This window comes from Bradyrhizobium sp. AZCC 2262, from assembly GCF_036924535.1.
Lineage (GTDB): Bacteria > Pseudomonadota > Alphaproteobacteria > Rhizobiales > Xanthobacteraceae > Bradyrhizobium.
Genome location: NZ_JAZHRT010000001.1, coordinates 4,141,797 through 4,157,018 on the forward strand (window position 1 = coordinate 4,141,797; position 15,222 = coordinate 4,157,018).

Below are 15,222 nucleotides of genomic sequence, written 5' to 3' on the forward strand. Positions count from 1 at the left end.
TTCTCTTCGCTCTACCCATCCTACGATTTCATCTACACCCGGTCCGCCGGCGCCAACCTGCAGACCTCGGCGGCGGCTTCGATCTGCAGCGTGGCGTGATGGATGTTGAAGCGGTGCGACAGTTCCTCGCAGACGCCGTGCAGGAAGGCGTCGTCGCTGCCGCCGGGCCGCACCAGATGCGCGGTCAGCGCGGTCTCGTTGGTGCTCATCGCCCAGATATGGAGGTCATGCACTTCGGTAACCCCCTCCAGTCCGGCGAGATAGTCCCTCACCTTCGCAAGCTCGATGCCGCGCGGCACGCCGTCGAGCGCGAGATTGACGCTGTCGCGCGCCAGGCCCCATCCGCTCCAGAACACCACGGCTGATATGACGAGGCTGATCGCCGGATCGAGCCACAGCCAGCCCGTCAGCATGATGACGAGAGCCGCGACCACCACGCCGAGCGAAACGCCCGCGTCCGCCACCATGTGCAGATAGGCGCCGCGAATATTGAGGTCGCCGTGGCGCCCGCGCATGAACAGCAGCGCGGTGAAGCCGTTGATGGCGACGCCAAGCGCCGCAACCACCACGACCGTCCAGCCCGCGACCGGCGCAGGACTGTAGAGCCGGTTGACCGCCTCGACGACGATGCCACCGACCGCAACCAGCAGCAGGCTGGCGTTGAACAGGGCCGCCAAGATCGAGGCCCGGCGATATCCGTAGGTGTGCCGCTGCGTCGGCAGCTTCTGCGACAACCACGCCGCGCCCCATGCCAGCAGGAGCGCGATCACGTCGGAGAGATTGTGGACGGCGTCGGAAATCAGCGCGAGCGAATTGGCGGCATAGCCAAAGATCAGTTCCGCAATGACGAAGGCGGTATTGAGCGCGGCGCCGATGGCGAACGCCCAGCCGAAATTATCCGGTGCATGGCTGTGGCCGGCATGACCATGGGGATGATCATGCCCGTGGGAATGATTGTGATGAGAGTGATCGTGCGCCACGCGGATAACCGTCGCCTCTGATGTTTCGACGGCGACTTATATAGCGGGCGGACTATCGAATACTATTACAGCGACACTGCGATCAGTTCTTCGACCAGCGGGCCGCCGCCGACCGGAAACACGATGAACTGCTTGCCGCCGGCCATGTAGGTCATCGGCGCGCCAGTGGCGTTGGCCGGCAGCTCCATCTCGGCGAGCATTTCGCCGCTGGTCTTGTCATAGACCCACAGATGCGGATCGAGATTGTGGAGGTCGCGTATCGGCAGATTGAACTCGGGCACGAAACGCGGCGCGCTGAAGTAGCCCAGTTGCACCACGATCATCACCGTCCTGGTGACCAGCGTCCAGTTCCGGGCCGGCAATCCCAGGTTTTCGGCAATGTCGAGCCTGCGGACCGAACCCATCGCGTTGCTGCGCCCGACCGGAATGCGCCAGCGATGCTCGCCGGAATTCATGTCGATGGCGACGATGCTGCCGAACGGCGGCTTGAGCAGCGGCAATCCGCGCGGGCCCGGCAGATATTGCGGCAGGCCGATGAAATCATACTGGCCCTGCCACGGCTCCGGCTTGCGAATGGTGACCAGCGTCGGCACGCGCTGCGTCCCGACGTAGAGTGTGCCGGTTTCAGGGTCGATCGCGGCGCCGGACCAGCTGCCGCCACCGGCATTGCCCGGCACCTGGATGGTGCCGCGCTGCGACGGCGGCGTATAGATGCCACCACGGTCATACGCCTTGGCGATGTCGATGGCCTCCTTGTGGATCTCCGGCGAAAGATCGATCAGGTCATCGTCTCGCGCGCCCTGGAGGTCGAATGGCGCAGGCTTGCTGGGAATCGGCTGCGTCTTCGATGCGCTCTCACCGGGCACGCTGGACGCCAGCACCGGCTGCTCCTCGATCGGCCATACCGGTTTTCCGGTAAGGCGATCGAACACATAGACGAAGGCCTGTTTCGTCACTTGCGCGACCGCCTTGATCGGACGTCCATCGACCTTTATGTCGATCAGGCTGGGCGCGGCCGGCAGGTCATAGTCCCACAGGCCGTGATGAACGAGCTGATAGTGCCAGACCTTCCGCCCGGTCGTGACATCCAGACAGACCAGACTCTCGCCAAAGAGCCCGTCGCCCGGCCGATGGCCGCCGTAATAATCATTGGTCGGCGTGCTCACCGGCAAATAGACGTATCCCAGCTCCTCGTCCGCGCTCATCGGCGCCCAGACATTGGCGTTGCCGGCGTCCTTCCACGAATCCTTCTGCCAGGTGTCGGCGCCGGGCTCCTCGCCTTGCGCAACGGTATGGAACGTCCACAGCAGGCGTCCGCTGCCGACGTCAAAGCCCCTGACATCGCCGGGCGGCGATGGCTTCTTCGCCCACCAGTCCATCACGGAGGAGCCGACCACAATAACGCCACGCACGATGACCGGCGGCGATGTCATGGTGTAGTAGTTGCGGTCGACCGGCCGACGCAGGCCCTCCGTCAGATCGATCCGTCCGTCGGTGCCGAATGACCGCACCGGTTTTCCGGTCTTGGCGTCGAGCGCGATCATCTGAGCGAATGCGGTGAGGATGACGATGCGCTCGTCGTCGCCGTTGCGCCAATACGCAACGCCCCGGTGCAGCCAGCCGAGATTGGCGGGAAGCCCGAGGCCGTTTTCGTAGATCTTTGGGTCGAATACCCATTTGGTCGCGCCGGTCGCGGCATCGATCGCCGCTACCTGCGACAGCGAGGTCGAGGTGTAGAGGACGCCACCGATCATCAGGGGCGTCGATTCATTTGCAAAGCTCGGACCTACGCCTGGATTGGCCTCTCTGATCGCGGCATCAGGCGATTTCCAGCGCCAGGCAATATGCAGGCCCTTGGCGTTATCGCGGTTGATCTGGGTCAGCGGCGAATAGCGCGACGCGGCGTAGGTCCCGGCGTAGGCCGGCCATTCGCCCTGCGACAATGCCTTGGCGGATTCAGGGAGCGCGCCGGGGATGGATTGGGCGCGGAGTGCGGCGGGCATTGCGAACAAGGCGAACGCAAGCCAAATCACCGTGACGAGCCGTCGCGATCCTGCTTCGCGCAATGCCGCCTCCCTGACCCTTAGGCAAGCATCGACGAGAACAATGCTCCCGTCAAAGGGCAAAAGAGGAGATTGCAGCCGGATTACGAAACCGTAATCCGGCGTTCAACCCCTACTCCACCCCCCGCAAAAACTTGTTCGACTTCGGCAGGCCGTGCGCGAGGCGGCCCGCGTCGGCGCGGTTGCCGCGCCAGTCGGACAATTCCTTGGCGCTCATGCTCTGCTCGCGGCCGGCGGAATCCTTCCAGGTCAAGCCCGCCTTGGATTCGAACACCGCGACGTCGGACAGCTTGGCACTGGAATATTTCTGCAGGCGTACGCCGCGGCCGCGGGCCATCTCCGGCACCTGGTCGAGCGGGAACAGCACCATCTTGTGGTTGGTGCCGATCACAGCGACTGTATCGCCCGCCACCGTCGTAATCGCGCAGGCCTCATTCGGCATGGTGACGTTGAGCACCTGCTTGCCCTTGCGGGTGTTGCCGACGCAATCCTCTTCCTTGACGACGAAGCCCTGACCTTCACTGCTCGCGATCAGGAACTTGCGTTCGCCCTTGTTGACGAACAGCGACACGATCGCGGCGTCCTGCTCCATGTCGATGAACATGCGGATCGGCTCGCCATGGCCACGGCCGCCCGGCAGTTTTGCGACATCGAGCGAGTAGAATTTGCCGTTGGTGGCGAACAGCAGCAGCTTTGACGTGGTCTCGGCGAAGAACGTGTGGTCGAGCTTGTCGTCGGTCTTGAAGGCGAGTCCCGAGATATCCTCGACATGGCCCTTCAGCGTGCGCACCCAGCCCTTTTCGGAGATCACGACCGTGCACGGCTCGCGCTCGACAAAGGCTTCCTCGATCGCGGCGAGATCGTGCTCGGGCGCGTCGGCAAATTGCGTGCGGCGCTTGCCGAGCGGCGTCTTCGGTCCAAACATGTCGCGAACTTTTCGGACCTGTTCGCCGACCTTGGACCATTGCTCGGTCTCGGAACCGAGCAGCGACTTGAGGCCCTTCAACTCACCACGGAGGTTCTTGTCCTCGGTGCGGATTTCGAACTCCTCGAGCTTGCGCAAGGAGCGCAGGCGCATGTTGAGGATGGCGTCGGCCTGGACTTCCGTCAGCTTGAACGCCTTGATCAGCGCCGGCTTCGGCTCATCCTCGGTGCGGATGATCTTGATCACCTTGTCGATGTTCAGATAGGCGATCAAATAACCGCCGAGTATTTCGAGCCGGTTCTCGATCTGGGTCTTGCGGAAGTTGGAGCGGCGGACCAGCACGTCGCGCAGATGGTCGAGCCATTCGCGCAGGCACTCCGCAAGCCCCACCACTTTGGGGATCTTGCCCTTGATCAGCACGTTGAGGTTCAACGAAATCTTGCTCTCCAGCTCGGTGAGCCGGAACAGCGATTCCATCATCAACGCGGGATCGACGGCGCGGGATTTCGGCTCGATCACGAGGCGAACGTCTTCGGCCGATTCGTCCCGGACGTCGCCGACCAGCGGCAGCTTCTTCTCGTTCAGGAGCTCGGCGATCTTCTCGACCAGCCGGGATTTCTGCACCAGCCACGGGATTTCGGTGATGACGACCACCCAGGTGCCGCGGGCGCCCTCTTCCTGGGTCCACTTGGCGCGGGTGCGGAACGAGCCGCGCCCGGTCATGTAGGCTTCGGCGATGCTTTCCTTGGAGTCGACGATGATGCCGCCGGTCGGGAAATCCGGGCCCTTGACCCATTTCAAGAGCGACTTCGACTTGGCGTCGGGCTTGTCGATCAGATGCAGGGCGGCGTCGCACAGCTCGGCCGCGTTGTGCGGCGGGATCGAGGTGGCCATGCCGACCGCGATGCCCTGCGAGCCGTTGGCGAGCAGGTTCGGGAAGCCGCCGGGCAGAACCACCGGCTCCTTGCTCTGGCCGTCGTAATTCGGGCGGAAGTCGACGCCGTCCTCGTCGATGCCTTCCAGCAGCAGCCGCGCGACGTCGGTCATGCGCGCTTCGGTGTAGCGGTAGGCGGCGGGATTATCGCCGTCGATATTGCCAAAATTGCCCTGGCCGTCCACCAGCGGATAGCGCGACGAGAAGTCCTGCGCCAGGCGCACCATGGCGTCGTAGATCGCCTGGTCGCCGTGCGGATGGAACGAGCCCATCACGTCGCCGACGATTTTTGCGGACTTCTTGAACGGCGTGCCGGGGTCGAGCCGCAACAGGCGCATGCCGTAGAGGATGCGCCGGTGCACCGGCTTCAACCCGTCGCGGGCGTCCGGCAAGGCGCGGTGCATGATGGTCGAGAGCGCGTAGGCGAGATAGCGCTCTTCCAGCGCATCGCGCAGCATCACCTCGTGGATTTCAGCCGGTTCTTCCGGCGGCAGCTGTCGTTTTCCCATGGGGAGGCGTTAAACTTTTCGGCTGAATCGGGCAAGAATTGAATCAGGGCAGCCGTCGCCCCTGCGAACGCAGGGGCCCATAACCACAGGGGTGGCGAAAAATGGCGCGGCCGCCGTGCCAAACGACCGCCGCCGCGTATGGGCCCTGCTCTAAGGGACGACCGGCGGCAGGAGCCGAGTCAGGCAGACGAACTGATTCGCGCCCGATTCCTCGTTGATGAACCCGTCCCTGGCGTCGGAATGGCCCTGCCTGCGTGGCTCGGCCTCCCAGGGACACCCCAGGAAGCCGGCTAGGGCTTGCGATCGATGAGGATCATCTCGCTCGTAAGCTTACCGTCGATCTCCTCGATCCGGACACATTTAAGCTTGTAGGGATATTTCGTTTCGTCCATGAGATCGGCGAGCTTGAGGCCTGCCGGATTGTCGATGTACCGGGTCCACGACCCCGGATTGTAGTATTTGCGGCCATTCTCCTCGATTTCCTCCGGAAGATGGGTGTGGCCGAGCACGACAATCTCGGCGCCGGCGAGCCATTTGCCCCGGGCAATCGTGGCGCAGGCGGCGCGAACGTCGATCCTTCCGGTTTCGATGATGCCGAGTACCTCGCCACCCGCCGATCCAACCGAGCTCGTGCCGGGCTTGGCGATTTCGATCACGTCGATCCATTTGCTCATCGTGCCGTCGGCCTCCAGCAGGGCGGCCAGCAGTTCGGCGACGTCGTCTTCCGTTGCATATTTCTGCAGCACCTTGTCCGCGGTCATGTCGGGTATCTTCAGAAGATCCCTGCACAAGCCGGCGATCTTCTCGCGGAAGAAGGAATCCAGCTGGATGGCATTGAGCAGTTCCGCGCCCGAGGCGGCTGTGCCGGTGGCGCTCAGCGCCGCGCCGGGATGCTGGGCGATGAACCTGCTGCCCAGCCACGCCACCGTCCTCAGGCCCCACGCGTCCTCCCGCAGCAGAACGCGCAAGATTTCGGTCTCGGGGTGCAGGTTATTGGCGAACGGATATTTCGCCGTGAGCGGGTTTACCAGCCGCACCACAAACAGCGTGCCGTCGCACATCTGAAGCCGCTTCGGATCGGAGTCGGCGGGCAACGGCAGTATCGGATCCGCCCATTTCGAGAAGCCGTTAACGGTGTCGATGGTGGGAAACAGATGGCCGTGGCTGATATGGAGCCTGTTGCCGTATCTGTAATACGTGTCGGCCTTCAATTCGATGTTGACGTTTCCCGTTTTGGTCCTGAGCAGGTCCCGCACCTCCGGCCAGTAGAGATCGATGTCGTGGTTGCCGGCAAAGATCGTCACGACATTGCCGGGCACCTGAAAATCGGCGATCGCCTTGAAGACCTTGGGATGGCCTTTCAGGAGAGTCTTCAGCTTTTCGACCGACTCGTCCCGCGAGCACCAGTAGTCACGCGAATTCAGGGTGTAGAGGTCGGGGCGGACCATGACGAATTCGAGAAAATCGCCGTTGATGATCAACTCGATCTCGCCCTTCTTGCCGCGGTCGGTCAGCAATTGCTCGGCGAGGAATTTGGCAAACTGGTTCTTGTCGTCGACGAAATCGTCGCTGGAGCTGCCGTCGCCCATATGCAGGTCGCTGACGATCAGGGTCAGGGGCTTTTGCATGTCAGTTCACCCCGGTGCTTTGAGGTCGAGGGGACATTGCAGCGAGTACCAGAGGCCGAGCGGGTTGTCGTCCGACAGCAGCTTCTTGCGCAAATCGAACAGGATCGATCCGACGGCTTCTTTGCCGGCATAACGCTCCATGAAGGCCTTGGCGAAAATCGCCGCGAACAAGGTCGGGATCGGGAAAGACGGCGCGATCAGTCCCGCGGCCCGGCGCTTCCTGAATTCCGTGCGGAACGAGAGGAACGAAAGCGGAGAGGTGTTGCCCGCATCACAGGCGTTGATGAACACGACGGGCCAGTTGGAAAACTTCTCGCCGTCCACATGGTAGGGGGTGAAGGCGGTCGACGCTTCGAACTCCAACCTGTCGGCCGTTCCGTGGCAGAAGAAGTAGATCAGGCTGGCGTCCGGCGGCTTCCTCCGGATCGCGGTCAGTACCTGCTTGTATCCAGCGGCATAGTCGCCGCTGCTGGCGAACACCGAGTCAAAATAGGCTTTCTGGAACTGCACCGGCAGCAGGTCCCGCCCCTTCCAGGCTGGGGCGAGATCGATGCTGGCATTCAGCCCCATGCTGACATGCAGCTTGCCGCCCTGCTGGCGGTTCGAAGGCAGCTTCTCCGCGCTCGACGTGGCGATCAGCAACGACTCGATGATGAAGCGATTTCCCCAAAACATGTCCGGCTGCAGATTTTCCTTCGGCTCACCGTCGATAATGGAGAGCGGATAAAACAATTCCCAGGGGAAGACGACGTCGTCGGTGATCACCGTAATCCTGGACCCGTCGGGCAGCTTTTCAATCAGTTCGATGGCTTCTTCAAAAACCTCATCCTCGCGGAAAAGCTTGTGGAGCTTGTAGCCGGCGCTCGCCGTGATACCCATCAGCTTCTGCGCTTCGTCGCGCGAGGCAGCATTGTCAGGCAGATGCAGTTGCGCATCGGTATTGCGCCACAGCGCACTCTCCGCGACCTGCTTCAGGTCGTTGTTGATATAGGTGTCGTAAGCCGCCTTGAGCGCAGCCGGTGTTGCCTTTGAAGCGATCCGGGGCCGGCTCTGCACGCCGTCGATATTCCAGTAAACCTGCCAGGCGGCACCTTCGTTCGTGATCGTAATCGTCGCGACCCGCTCCTCGGGCTTGCTGGCAGCGACACCGTCGAGGTCGATATCGATCACAGGCGCCGGATGCGCCTCGCGGTCCAACACCTCGACCAGACGAATTTCGATGAAGAAGCTGTGGACGAGCGCGTTCGCCTTGGTCAGCATGACGAAGACGCCGCAGGGACCGCTCGTGCGGCCCGCGAGGTCGGCCGGCCGCGGTGCCCTGAGCTTGAAGCGCGGCGTTTCGCCCGTCAGAACGCCATTCTCGAATTTCAGGGTTTGAAAGGGGCTGCCTTCGCGCAGAGCGAACCCGCTCGGCGCAACCGATATTCCCAGTTCGGCGGAAGGACCGGAGGTGGCCGAGATCAGCCTCTCTCCGGTCACCACCGTCAGCGCGCTATCCGAACCCGCTCCGTAGTCGACGACCAGATCGAACGGCTGCTCCCACACCACCTCGTCGACACCGACACGGTCGCCCTCGCCTTCCAGCTTGAAGATGAGTCCCGGGCGTTCCGGGACCGCAATCACCGGCGCGGAAACATCCAGGATACCCTTCAAATCCGCAGGCAAAGACAGCGGCAAGTCTGCGGGCAAAGGCACCGGAATTATATTCGGCTCAATTGAACTCTGCTGCACCGTGCTTTGCTCGCCGGCTGGCGTGACCCTTGTGATGCTTTTGATCAGGTCTTCAAGATGGGGAGGCTTGCGGCTGGCCCCGCGCGGCCTGCGGGGGCCGGCCGCCCTTCCCGGATACATTTCCGTCGACTCGGACTCGACGGAGACGGTGTGAACCGCGACAGGCGCATCCCCGCGCTCCTGTTCCCAGGGCCTGCGATCAATGGCGCGGCTGACCACGGCCATCGCCGCCTCAAAATCAGGAGTCCCGAACGGGACAGACTTCGGGTCCGCGAAGCCGGTCGCACCTGAATTCGACTGGGCATGAACAATATCGACCGTAGGCAGGTCGAGGGCGGCAGCCGAAAGCGGTCGGGGGCGTTTCTCTTCGGTGATCCTGCCGAGGGCGAGATTGTTTCCGATGGCCTGGATGTCGTAGTCGATCCGGGTGACGTTGGCGATTTCACGCGCCCGCGCGCGCTGCCATTCGGGCTCCCCGGAGAAAGGTCGCTTGCGCGCCCAGGGATCGACGACAAAGACGAGCAGACGGCGAGCTTCCTCGTGCAAAATGAATTGAAGGGTGGTGACCGAAAGCCAATCGTCGTTCCAGTAACGCTCGCCGTTGATTTCGATCGAGAACCTGTCCGGGCTCGCCAAACTGCAGGCCAGGATGTGGTCAGCAGTAACCATGGATCTCGAACTGTCGAAGAACGTGTAACTGCCCCGTGCCACGCTGGTCGCCAACGTGGTCATACGGACCGGTCCGTTGTTCAGCAGGTCGAAGTCCACGAGACGAAAGAGGGTAGCGTGCGACGTGTCATAGAGACGGCGCTCGGTAGTGGCCTGAGCATCCGGGGACTGCGGCCAGACCCACGGATCGCGCTGGTACCAGTGCCAGAAGTCGAGAAGGGCAACCATCCGGCGCTCGGGCGAATTACCGGCAATAATCGCCGCCGAAATGGCGCCGCCTGAACTGCCGCACACCCATTGGATATCGATGCCAGCTCGCTCCAGCGCCGCCAGCGCCCCGGCATGATGCGGCACCGCGGTCACATCACCGAGCAGAACGAGAACCGGCGTTGCCTTGATGTCAGCGATCGCCAATGGCAGCTCCCTCCGCCCGGCATTCTAGACAGCATGGCGCGGCAACTTCAACAGCAAGTCGCAGCCCGGACGCCCTGCACCCGAGGCGTGATCGGATGCGTGATCGCGGCCGCCGCAAACGCGGAGAATGCCGGCCTAGGCGCGCGCCCGCCGCTTCATCACCGCGTTGATGAACCCGTCCCTGGCGTCGGAGTGGCCCTGCCCGCGCGGTTCCAGCACGTGGCGGAGCAGGAACAGGCCGGTCAGGCGAAAACCGTCCTGCAGATCCTGATCCGACCAACCGTTGGCGCCACCCTCGCCTTCGCGCAGGAAGGCCGGCAGCCGCAGCAGGCGGTCCCGGTACGGCTCGCCGGCGGCCCGCGACACCGCGCCGCCGGACTTTGGCGAGACGTAGATCAGGTCCGCGGTCCCGCCGGTGGCGGCGCAGTTTTCCAGATCGAGGCCGAAGCCGAGTTCGGCGAGCATCGCGAGTTCGAACCTGATGAGGTGGGCGGCCGCGCCGCCGGCATCGTCAAAATCGTCGAGCGTGCGGTCGAGCATCTCGTAGATGTCCTCGTGCGGATCGCGCTCCGGCAGCAGCCGCGCCAGCGAGGCGAGATGCGTGACGCCATAGACGGCATGGGAGGATGCGAGCAGCGTTGCCGCGCGCAGCCGCGTGCCCTCGATGGCGTAGGTGCCGAGGTGCTCATCGAGCCGCGCCCGCCAGACCGCCGTGACGCTGTTGCCGGGCTGCAGCAGCGGCCGCATCCGCGAGGAGGCGCCGCCGCGCACGAGACCCAGATGACGGCCATGCTCGCGCGTCAGCAATTCGACGATGGCGGAAGATTCGCCATGCCGCCGCACCCCAAGCACGATGCCTTCGTCGGTCCATTCCATGGGCGGAGTTTACAGGATTCCGGCGATCGGCGCAGCCATCTCACAGCCGTCATTCCGGGGCGCATCGAAGATGCGAACCCGGATCACGCGTTGAACCAGCCCTGCGCGTCGCCGGTGAAGGACAGATAGAGTCCCGCCGCCGTCAGCGCGCACGAGATGACCTCGATGCCGCTGTCGAATTGTACGCCGTTGTCGCCGATCACCTGCACCAGCGAAATCACCGACAGCACCAAAGCCGCTGCCAGCACCCAGCGCGGCCAGTTCTTGCGGCGCTGGGCGGCGAGCCAAACGAAAAAGACCAAAAGCAGGATCAGGACGCCCGCCATCACGGTCGCCACGTTGATCATCTGCTCCGTCATGTCGGCCTTCGGTGTGCGGTCCTGAAACGCCACCGACACCGCATCCAGCGTCAGCGACAAATACAGCAAAACCTCAAACCACAGCACGTTTCTGGGTACGTTCATCGAGCCTATTATTCCTTGGGGAATTCCAGTCCCATTTCCCGGTAGCGGTCGGGATCGTCGCCCCAGTTCTCGCGCACCTTGACGAACAGAAACAAATGCACGGGCACGCCCAGAATCTCGGCGATCTCTTTACGCGAATCCGCGCCGATCGACTTGATGGTGGCGCCGCCCTTGCCGAGCACGATCTTGCGCTGGCTCTCGCGCTCGACAAAGATTGTCTGCTCGATCCGCACCGACTTGTCCTTGCGCTCGGTCCAGGTGTCGGTCTCGACGGTGGATTGATACGGCAGTTCCTGGTGAAGCTGGCGATAGATCTTTTCGCGGGTGATTTCGGCCGCCAGATGCCGCAGCGGCGCATCCGACATCTGGTCTTCCGGATAGTGGAAGGGGCCAGGCGGCACCATCCTCGCAAGCGTCTTGCGCAGATCGTCGACGCCATCGCCCGACAGCGCCGAGATCATGAAGGTGTGTTCGAATTTCATGCGGTCGTTGGCGGCTTGCGCCAACGCCAACAGCTTCTCACGCGGGATCAGGTCGATCTTGTTCAGCACCAGGATTTTCGGGTGTTGAACCGACGCCAGCTTGTTCAGGATCGCTTCCGCCTCCTCGTCGATCCCGGCCTTGGCGTCGAGCAGCACGCAGACAAGGTCGGCATCATGGGCCCCGCTCCAGGCGGTGGAGACCATGGCGCGGTCGAGCCTTCGCTTGGGCGAGAAGATGCCGGGCGTATCGACCAGGATGATTTGCGCGTTGTCCTCGATCACGATGCCGCGGATCAGGGCGCGCGTCGTCTGCACCTTGCGCGAGACGATGGTGACCTTGGAGCCGACCAGCGCGTTGACGAGCGTGGACTTGCCGACATTGGGGGCGCCGATCAGCGCGACGAAGCCGCAGCGGGTCTCGGCGGACGTGGCTTCGGCTGAGGATTCAACTGTCATTGCTGCCGCCGCCGACGCCTTCGCGTTCGATCATCACGGAGGCTGCGACCTTCTCGGCGGCGCGCTTGGAGCCGCCGACGCCTTCGGCGGGCGCCAGTCCCGGCAGATCGACGGCGACGCGGAACTGCGGGTCGTGATGCGGCCCGGTGCGCTCGATCTCGCGATAGACCGGCGTCGGCAATCCCTTGCTCTGGGCCCATTCCTGCAACACCGTCTTGGGATCGCGCAGCGGCCGGCGCGGCTTGCGCATCCGCTCCAGCCAGTTGCGCTCGACGAATTGCGAAGCCGCGGCATAGCCGCCGTCGAGATAGATCGCCCCGATCACCGCCTCGCAGATGTCGCCGAGCACGGATTTGCGCAGGCGCGCGCCTGCGCCCGCGCCTACCGCACCGAGCTTGATGTCGTCGAGCAGCCCGAGCGATTTTGCGACGTCGGCGCAGCTTTCCTTGCGCACGAGATCGGCGAGCCGTTTCGACAATTCGCCCTCGTCGGCCCGCGGATAGGCGCGATACAGCATGTCGGAGATGATCAGCCCGAGCACGTGATCGCCGAGGAATTCCAGCCGCTGATAGCTGTCGGCGCGATGGCGGGTCGCGGGCTTCAAGGCGGAGACATGGGTAAAGGCGGTCGTCAGCAGCGCGGGATCGGAAAATTTGTAGCCGATGCGTCCCTCGATCGCGGCAGCGGCCGCCTTGGCCCCGGCCTTGCCGCGCTTCTTTTTCGGCGCAGCGACGCCGGCGGCTTCGGCCTGCTGGCCCGGCTCACCCGAGGTCGATGTATCAGGAATGGTCGCTGTCTCGTCGATCATCGCACGATTGTGAATAGGCGATTCCAGCGCACGGCGGTCGGCCAGCGCCAGAACATCCAGGCATGTTCGCCCTCGGCAATGGAGAAGAAGATCATCTGCGCCCGGCCGACGATGTTCTCGAACGGCACATAGCCGACCGCCGACAGCACGCGGCTGTCGGTCGAGTTGTCGCGGTTGTCGCCCATCATGAAGAAGTGGCCGGCGGGCACGGTGTAGACGTTGGTGTTGTCGTAGAAGCCGTTGTCGACGCAATCGAGCGATTCATAGCTGACGCCGTTCGGCAGCGTTTCCTTCCAGCGCTTCACGCGCGCGGTGGCATCCGAGCCGCAGGGGTCTTCGCCGATGAAATCGGACAAGCGCTCGCGCTTGACCGGCTTGTCGTTGATATAGAGCAGGCCTTCCCGCATCTGGATGCGGTCGCCCGGCAGGCCGATCACGCGCTTGATGTAATCGGTGGAGTCGTCCTTGGGCAGGCGGAACACCACGATGTCGCCCCGGTTCGGCTCCGAGCCGAAGATGCGGCCCGAGAACAGCGGCGGCGACAGTGGAATGGAATAGTGGCTGTAGCCGTAGGAATATTTCGAGACGAACAGGTAGTCGCCCACCAGCAGCGTCGCCTTCATCGATCCCGAGGGGATGTTGAACGGCTGGAACAGGAAGGTGCGGATCACGAGCGCGATCAGGAGAGCGTGGATGACGACGCGGATGGTTTCGCCCAAGCCGCTTTCAGATTTTGTGCTGGAGGTCACGCTCATCGCTTTCCCAATTCCTGCAGGCCTTTTGCCCGCACGGTGGCAGAACGTTTTCCGCACACGAATCGCCCATCCGTTCGCGTCAGGAAAATGGTCTCATTGCTGATGTTGAGGGCCAATTCCGGCGCTAACCTGAATCGGCCCTGGCTCGAACATGTTGCTGCGGCGTTTTAGACGGTTGTTCGTGGGCGCGCAATCAAGCGCCTCGTCAAAACTTCATAATGCATTGAAAAATCAATGATTTTTAGTTTTGTGTTAAACCTCCGGCGCAAACGCCTGCGCGGCTCAAGATTTGCCGGGAACGACCGCCGAAATTATGACGAAGGCCTGCGCCAGCGGCCAGTCATCGGTGATCGACAGATCGATCCGCGCCTCGAACCCCTCCGGCGTCAACGCCTCCAGCCGGGCCAGCGCGCCGCCGGTGAGTTTCATGGTCGGCCGGCCGCCCGGCAGGTTCACCACCCCCATGTCCCGCCACCAGACGCCGCGCCGGATCCCGGTGCCGAGCGCCTTGGAACAGGCCTCCTTGGCTGCGAATCGCTTGGCGTAGGTCGCGACCACCATCTTTTCGCTGTTGGCGCGGCGCGCCGCCCTGGCGCGCTCGGCGTCGGTGAAGATACGGTCGAGGAAGCGGTCTCCATGACGTTCGATCACCTTGGCGACCCTTGTGATGTCGATCAGGTCGGAGCCGATGCCGATGATCATGACCGGCCCGCGACCTTCTGGCGGCCGCGGTCCATCGCGGAGCGCATCTGCCGCACCGTCTCGCCAAGGCCTACGAACAGCGCCTCGCCCATCATGAAATAGCCGATGTTGAGTTCGGCGATCTCGGGCAGCGCCGAAATCGTCTCCGTGGTCTGGTAATCGAGCCCGTGGCCGGCATGGACCTCGAGCCCCGCGGCGCGCGCCAATGTCGCGCCTGTGACGATCCGCTGCCATTCCGCCTCGGCCTTCGCGATATGACCGTCGACCACGGCGTCGCACCAGCCGCCGGTATGGATCTCGATCACGGGCGCGCGCAATCTTGCCGCCATCTCGATCTGCTGCGGGTCGGCCGAGATGAACAGCGACACCCGGATCCCGGCATCGTTCAGTCGCGCGATGAACGGCGCCAGCGCATTGTGCTGGCCGACCACGTCAAGCCCGCCCTCGGTGGTGAGCTCTTCGCGGCGTTCCGGCACCAGGCACACGGCGTGCGGCTTGGTGGCGAGCGAAATCCGCAGCATGTCTTCGGTGGCCGCCATCTCGAAATTCAGCGGTTTGGAGATTTCGGCCTTCAGGCGGGCCATGTCGGTGTCGCGGATATGGCGGCGGTCCTCACGCAGATGCGCGGTGATGCCGTCGGCGCCCGCCTCGATCGCCAACAGCGCGGCGCGCACCGGATCCGGCCGCTCGCCGCCGCGCGCATTGCGCAAGGTCGCGACGTGATCGACGTTTACACCGAGGCGTAGCGGGGAAACGGGCATTTGCTGGTCTCTCAAGCAATCTGACGTGACTTCGATAGCACAAATGTCATGCGCGGACGTGACCC

General features: G+C 63.4%; 12 protein-coding genes. All 12 read right to left on the reverse strand.

The genetic code is table 11. The annotated features are described in order from the left end of the window. Positions 1 to 32 precede the first annotated feature (32 nt). The 12 genes from V1283_RS19795 to V1283_RS19850 all read right to left on the reverse strand — a co-directional run bounded on the left by V1283_RS19795 (position 33) and on the right by V1283_RS19850 (position 15,157). Positions 33 to 980 (reverse strand): cation diffusion facilitator family transporter, encoded by a 948-nt coding sequence (locus tag V1283_RS19795; protein ID WP_334388114.1) that lies wholly within the window; start codon positions 978 to 980, stop codon positions 33 to 35. Between the two features lie 65 nt (positions 981 to 1,045). Beyond that, complete coding sequence (locus V1283_RS19800) at positions 1,046 to 3,046, reverse strand: pyrroloquinoline quinone-dependent dehydrogenase (RefSeq protein ID WP_334388115.1); 2,001 nt, start codon at positions 3,044 to 3,046, stop codon at positions 1,046 to 1,048. A gap of 109 nt (positions 3,047 to 3,155) precedes the next feature. Beyond that, positions 3,156 to 5,411, reverse strand: coding sequence for a DNA topoisomerase IV subunit A (parC, locus tag V1283_RS19805; protein WP_334388116.1), 2,256 nt, complete (start codon positions 5,409 to 5,411; stop codon positions 3,156 to 3,158). Between the two features lie 290 nt (positions 5,412 to 5,701). Beyond that, on the reverse strand, positions 5,702 to 7,039 hold the full coding sequence (locus V1283_RS19810; RefSeq protein ID WP_334388117.1) for a hypothetical protein: 1,338 nt from the start codon (positions 7,037 to 7,039) through the stop codon (positions 5,702 to 5,704). A 6-nt stretch (positions 7,040 to 7,045) separates the two neighbouring features. After that, positions 7,046 to 9,853 carry a patatin-like phospholipase family protein gene (locus V1283_RS19815; protein ID WP_334388118.1) on the reverse strand — a complete coding sequence of 936 codons (2,808 nt, stop codon included), beginning with the start codon at positions 9,851 to 9,853 and terminating at the stop codon, positions 7,046 to 7,048. Positions 9,854 to 9,988: 135 nt separating this feature from the next. Then, positions 9,989 to 10,729 carry a DNA repair protein RecO gene (gene recO, locus V1283_RS19820; RefSeq protein WP_334388119.1) on the reverse strand — a complete coding sequence of 247 codons (741 nt, stop codon included), beginning with the start codon at positions 10,727 to 10,729 and terminating at the stop codon, positions 9,989 to 9,991. 83 nt (positions 10,730 to 10,812) lie between these two features. Continuing rightward, positions 10,813 to 11,193 (reverse strand): hypothetical protein, encoded by a 381-nt coding sequence (locus V1283_RS19825; RefSeq protein WP_334388120.1) that lies wholly within the window; start codon positions 11,191 to 11,193, stop codon positions 10,813 to 10,815. A gap of 8 nt (positions 11,194 to 11,201) precedes the next feature. Further along, a complete protein-coding gene (era, locus tag V1283_RS19830) occupies positions 11,202 to 12,131 on the reverse strand; it encodes a GTPase Era (RefSeq protein ID WP_334388121.1) in 930 nt (309 codons plus the stop codon). Further along, positions 12,121 to 12,939: a ribonuclease III gene (gene rnc / locus V1283_RS19835; RefSeq protein WP_334388123.1), complete on the reverse strand. Its 819-nt coding sequence runs from the start codon at positions 12,937 to 12,939 to the stop codon at positions 12,121 to 12,123. The genes era and rnc overlap by 11 nt, the downstream gene beginning before the upstream one ends. Further along, positions 12,936 to 13,694, reverse strand: coding sequence for a signal peptidase I (gene lepB / locus V1283_RS19840; protein WP_212421700.1), 759 nt, complete (start codon positions 13,692 to 13,694; stop codon positions 12,936 to 12,938). Before lepB ends, rnc begins: the two co-directional genes overlap by 4 nt. A gap of 282 nt (positions 13,695 to 13,976) precedes the next feature. Then, positions 13,977 to 14,396: a holo-ACP synthase gene (acpS, locus tag V1283_RS19845; RefSeq protein ID WP_212421701.1), complete on the reverse strand. Its 420-nt coding sequence runs from the start codon at positions 14,394 to 14,396 to the stop codon at positions 13,977 to 13,979. Continuing rightward, positions 14,393 to 15,157 (reverse strand): pyridoxine 5'-phosphate synthase, encoded by a 765-nt coding sequence (locus V1283_RS19850; protein ID WP_334388125.1) that lies wholly within the window; start codon positions 15,155 to 15,157, stop codon positions 14,393 to 14,395. Before V1283_RS19850 ends, acpS begins: the two co-directional genes overlap by 4 nt. Positions 15,158 to 15,222 lie beyond the last annotated feature (65 nt).